Source organism: Paracoccus sp. S4493, assembly GCF_000967735.1.
Lineage (GTDB): Bacteria > Pseudomonadota > Alphaproteobacteria > Rhodobacterales > Rhodobacteraceae > Paracoccus > Paracoccus marcusii.
The window spans coordinates 1-3,732 of record NZ_JXYF01000476.1 but is presented as its reverse complement, the minus strand read 5'-3'; the positions used below and the strand labels follow the sequence as shown (position 1 = coordinate 3,732).

At 57.1% G+C, this 3,732-nt stretch carries 6 protein-coding genes; all 6 read left to right on the top strand.

Annotated elements, in window-relative coordinates; genetic code table 11:
- The first annotated feature begins 201 nt into the window (after positions 1–201).
- Positions 202–780 carry a hypothetical protein gene (locus TW83_RS18590; RefSeq protein ID WP_157001806.1) on the top strand — a complete coding sequence of 193 codons (579 nt, stop codon included), beginning with the start codon at positions 202–204 and terminating at the stop codon, positions 778–780.
- 357 nt (positions 781–1,137) lie between these two features.
- The gene (locus tag TW83_RS18585) at positions 1,138–2,157 is read left to right on the top strand and encodes a replication initiation protein (RefSeq protein WP_045984272.1); all 1,020 of its coding nucleotides are present in this window, start codon (positions 1,138–1,140) and stop codon (positions 2,155–2,157) included.
- Between the two features lie 2 nt (positions 2,158–2,159).
- Entirely contained in the window at positions 2,160–2,627 is a 468-nt protein-coding gene (locus tag TW83_RS21005) for a DNA-binding protein (protein WP_157001804.1), read from the top strand.
- 81 nt (positions 2,628–2,708) lie between these two features.
- A complete protein-coding gene (locus tag TW83_RS18580) occupies positions 2,709–2,954 on the top strand; it encodes a type II toxin-antitoxin system ParD family antitoxin (protein ID WP_045984271.1) in 246 nt (81 codons plus the stop codon).
- Positions 2,951–3,241 (top strand): type II toxin-antitoxin system RelE/ParE family toxin, encoded by a 291-nt coding sequence (locus TW83_RS18575; protein ID WP_045984270.1) that lies wholly within the window; start codon positions 2,951–2,953, stop codon positions 3,239–3,241. Before TW83_RS18580 ends, TW83_RS18575 begins: the two co-directional genes overlap by 4 nt.
- A 77-nt stretch (positions 3,242–3,318) precedes the next feature.
- On the top strand, positions 3,319–3,732 hold a 414-nt coding region (locus tag TW83_RS18570), incomplete at its 3' end, for a GNAT family N-acetyltransferase (protein ID WP_052714986.1).

Below are 3,732 nucleotides of genomic sequence, written 5' to 3'. Positions count from 1 at the left end.
TCATCGTCGGCGCTGTCGTCGTGAAGGCAGCATTGGAAAGCCCAGATGCTGCCGCAAAGCTGGCAGGCCTGCTGCGCGACCGGGTGACACGCGAGCTCGATGTGAAAGACATTCAGCAGCTCCTGGCCAGCCTCGACAAGAAGGCCGCGCGTCATGGCTGATCCGAGACACCCCGCCGCCGCCCCCACACCCCAGGACGAGATGCTGGAAGCCCTGGTCTCCGTCACCGCGGAGAACACCACCACGCTGATCGACGTGCAGCACCAGGCAGCTGCAACAGCGGCCTCGGTGAAGGATGCCCGCACCTACATGGCAACGGTCGTCAAGAACACGGACTGGGAGACCAACGGCAAGAAGATCGCTGCCATCCTGGACAATGCCCTGCGGCAGGATCGCGCCGCCCTGCATGCCGTCAGTGAGGCCGCACGCGACATGCGCGGGACATCCATCGAAATCACCCACAGGGCCGTGGATGCCGCTGTGGCGCAGATGGATGCCAGCAAGGCCTTCGACAGAGCCGCAGAGCGGCTCCTGGGAACCCTGGAGGCCCATCAGCAGGGCAAGTGGCGCAGGGCGGGCATCATCGCCCTCATCGGGGCGCTCTGCGGCGCTGTGGGGTTTCTCATGCGCGAACCCGTGAACAGGTTCACCGTCCTCCGCGAAGCAGGCGTCGAGATCAGCCGCGACGCCTCCGATCCAGCCTGCAGAGACCTCGGCGGAAGAACCATGCCCTCCGGGGACGAATGGGCCTGTGTCATCTGGCAAGACAAAGAGCAGTGAACCGTTGAGCAAAGGCCGGGGCGAACCTGTAATCGACCATTGGTTCAAGTCGAAGGACGATGCATGGGATGAGGGCAGTAGCCCTGTTCGCGGTATCCTGACAGAGATGCCAAGCAGGTTGGATAAAGCAGAAAACAGGCCTCTCAAGTACCAAAATAAGAAGCAAAATGGGCGAAGCCCCTTCTTGTTCTTCTTAGTTCTATAGTTCAGGCAAAAATAATCGTTACTTTACAGGCGCTTATTACTTTATAAATCACATATGGGGACTGATAAATCACATATGGGGACTGATAAATCACATATGGGGACTAAATCATGCATTTGACAATCACAAACCTGCACTTCATTTTGTGATTTATGATTAAGACTCTTAAAGTTGCCGCTGATCGCGCCCACGACGAGACCAAAACCGTGCTGCCTGCCGAGGTGGCACGCGGGGTCTACATCGAAAATCCGCCCAGTGCCGAAGCTCTCAAGCTGATGCACTTGCTGATAGGTACTGCGGGCGGACGCATGGCCGATGATGTGCGTCACGAGTTGCGACTGGCAGACATCAAGAAGATCGATGGTATGCGAAACCATACCCGTGCCACGATGCGGAAGCTCTTCGTCGAACTGCGGGGGGCAGTGATTGTCTTTGATGACACTGAAGCTCAATGCGAGATCATCGGCGGGTTTCTGGATCAGGCGACGCTGGATTACCGGCGTGAGGTCAGCGACGATCTCTTGGTCGCCTGGTGGTTCGGGAGAACTTTCCGTGAGATGGCCGAGAAATCCTGTCACTGGGCTATCCTCGACCGGCAGACAGTGTTTGCCCTGTCCTCGAAATATTCGATCCTGCTGTTCCAGCACGTCGCCAGTCTGGTGAACCTCAATCACGTCACCAGCAAAACATTCACTGTGGCTGAACTGCGGGCTGTGATGGGGGTGCCAGAAGGAAAACTTATACAGTTCGGGCATTTTAACAGTCGTGCTATCCAATCCGCTATTTCTGAAATCAACCAGACCTCACGTCTCACGCTGACCGCCACGCCGCGCAAGGTTGGCCGCACGGTTGTAAGTGTTACGCTTGCTTGGGAGGACAAACCATTTGAGCAGAAACGCGAAGCAAAGCGTGAGCTGGATCGTCCCAAAATCGGTCGGAAAGCGCGTCGAGATAAAACGGCAGAAATTCAAGTCACCGCATTTCCCGAAGCTGGCAGCATCGCTTACTCGCCTTACTGGATCGATCTGAAGCGTAGAGTGGGCTGCAATGTGGATAACGCCAAGGTTGCGACCGACTTCCGGCGGTTTTTGAACGAGCGCGGCATATCTCGTGATGCTAACAACATTGAAAAGCTGTTTTCGGATTTCTGCCGAACTGTTGGGAAGGTCTGAAGATGAGCTGGTCCATCAGCCAAGCGGCAAAAGAAACTGGTTTGTCGAAGTCTACCATCAGCCGTGCCATCAAAGCTGGTAGAGTTTCCGCCTTAAGGCAGGATGACGGCGCCTATTTGATTGAGCCGGCCGAACTATTCCGCGTCTACCCTCGTAGGGTTGCGCAACCCTCACCAGATGCGCGTCATGAAGCGTTGCGCAACCCACATGAAGAAACCTATGCAACCCCCTCGCATGCTGTAGAAATTTTGCAGGTAAAGCTTGCTATGACAGAAGCTCTGCTCCACCAAGAAAGAGAAAACTCTAAGAAGCAGCAGGAGACAGTAGAGGATCTTCGTCGGCGGCTCGATGCTGCGTCAGAAAAAGTTCTTGCTCTGGCGCAACCCGCGCAACCGTCATCAGACGCGCGTCATGACGCGCCACGCAACCCTCTGCAACCCCGGCGGTGGTGGTCTTGGAAGAGGAACTGAGGCGCCACAAACAACAAGGTCTTGGCAGTTTGACGCGTATGTATTAAATATTGGTACACACGATCAAAGTCAGGAGCGCCCATGCCCCGTAACACCTCCGTCTCCCTCGGGGAGCATTTTACCGGCTTCATCAGCGCCCAAGTCGAAGCAGGCCGCTACGGCTCCGCCAGTGACGTGGTCCGTGCCGGGCTGCGGCTGCTGGAGGAACACGAAGCCCGCGTTCGAACGCTCCAAGCTGCGCTCGATGAAGGTGATGCCTCCGGCCCCCCCGAACCCCTCGACCTCGCCGCCTTCAAGGCCGAGCTGCGCGCCGGACGCGCGGGGTGACCAAGCTCCTCCGCTTCACTCCGGCCGCCCGCGCCGATCTGGCTGGGATCTGGAACTACACCGCCCGGCATTGGGACACGCAGCAGGCTGATCGCTATCTTGAAGAGGTGCACGGGGTCTGTCTGGCCCTTGCCACCGGGGAGATGGTCAGTCGTCCGGTCGATCTGCGCCCCGGAACTCGCAAGGCGCGGTCCGGCTCGCATATGGTCTATGTCCGGGAAGGTGCGGACACCCTCGACGTGATCCGCATTCTGCACCAGCGCCAGGATGTCGAGCGCCACCTCTGACGCAACCCCTTTTCAGCCCTGACCCTACCTGTCTGGCGGAGAACGGGTATTTTGAATCGTTTAACCGATTGACGTGAATGCTCTTTTTTGCCGTTGCCGTGTTGGCACGTCCCCAGCATTCTGCGGCTATGGAACCGTCTCTTCAAATTCGCCCGGCACAGAAGTCTGACGTAGGTCAGATCAGCAGATTGGTGCAAAAAACAATCCGCATTAGCAACGCTCAGGACTACCCTAAGGCGGTTATCGACCGCGTGGTTGCTAACTTTTCAACCGACACGGTTCAGCACCTTCTGACAATCCGGACGGTTTTGGTTGCTATTCAAGACGATGTCGCAGTGGGCACTGCAAGTTTGGACGGCGAGGTCGTGCGAACTGTTTTCGTAGCCCCCGAAGTGCAAGGTCAGGGCGTGGGTCGGTGTCTTATGAACGCCATCGAGGCCATAGCAGATCAAGAAGGCACCACTGTGCTTCAGCATACATTCCCCAAGTGG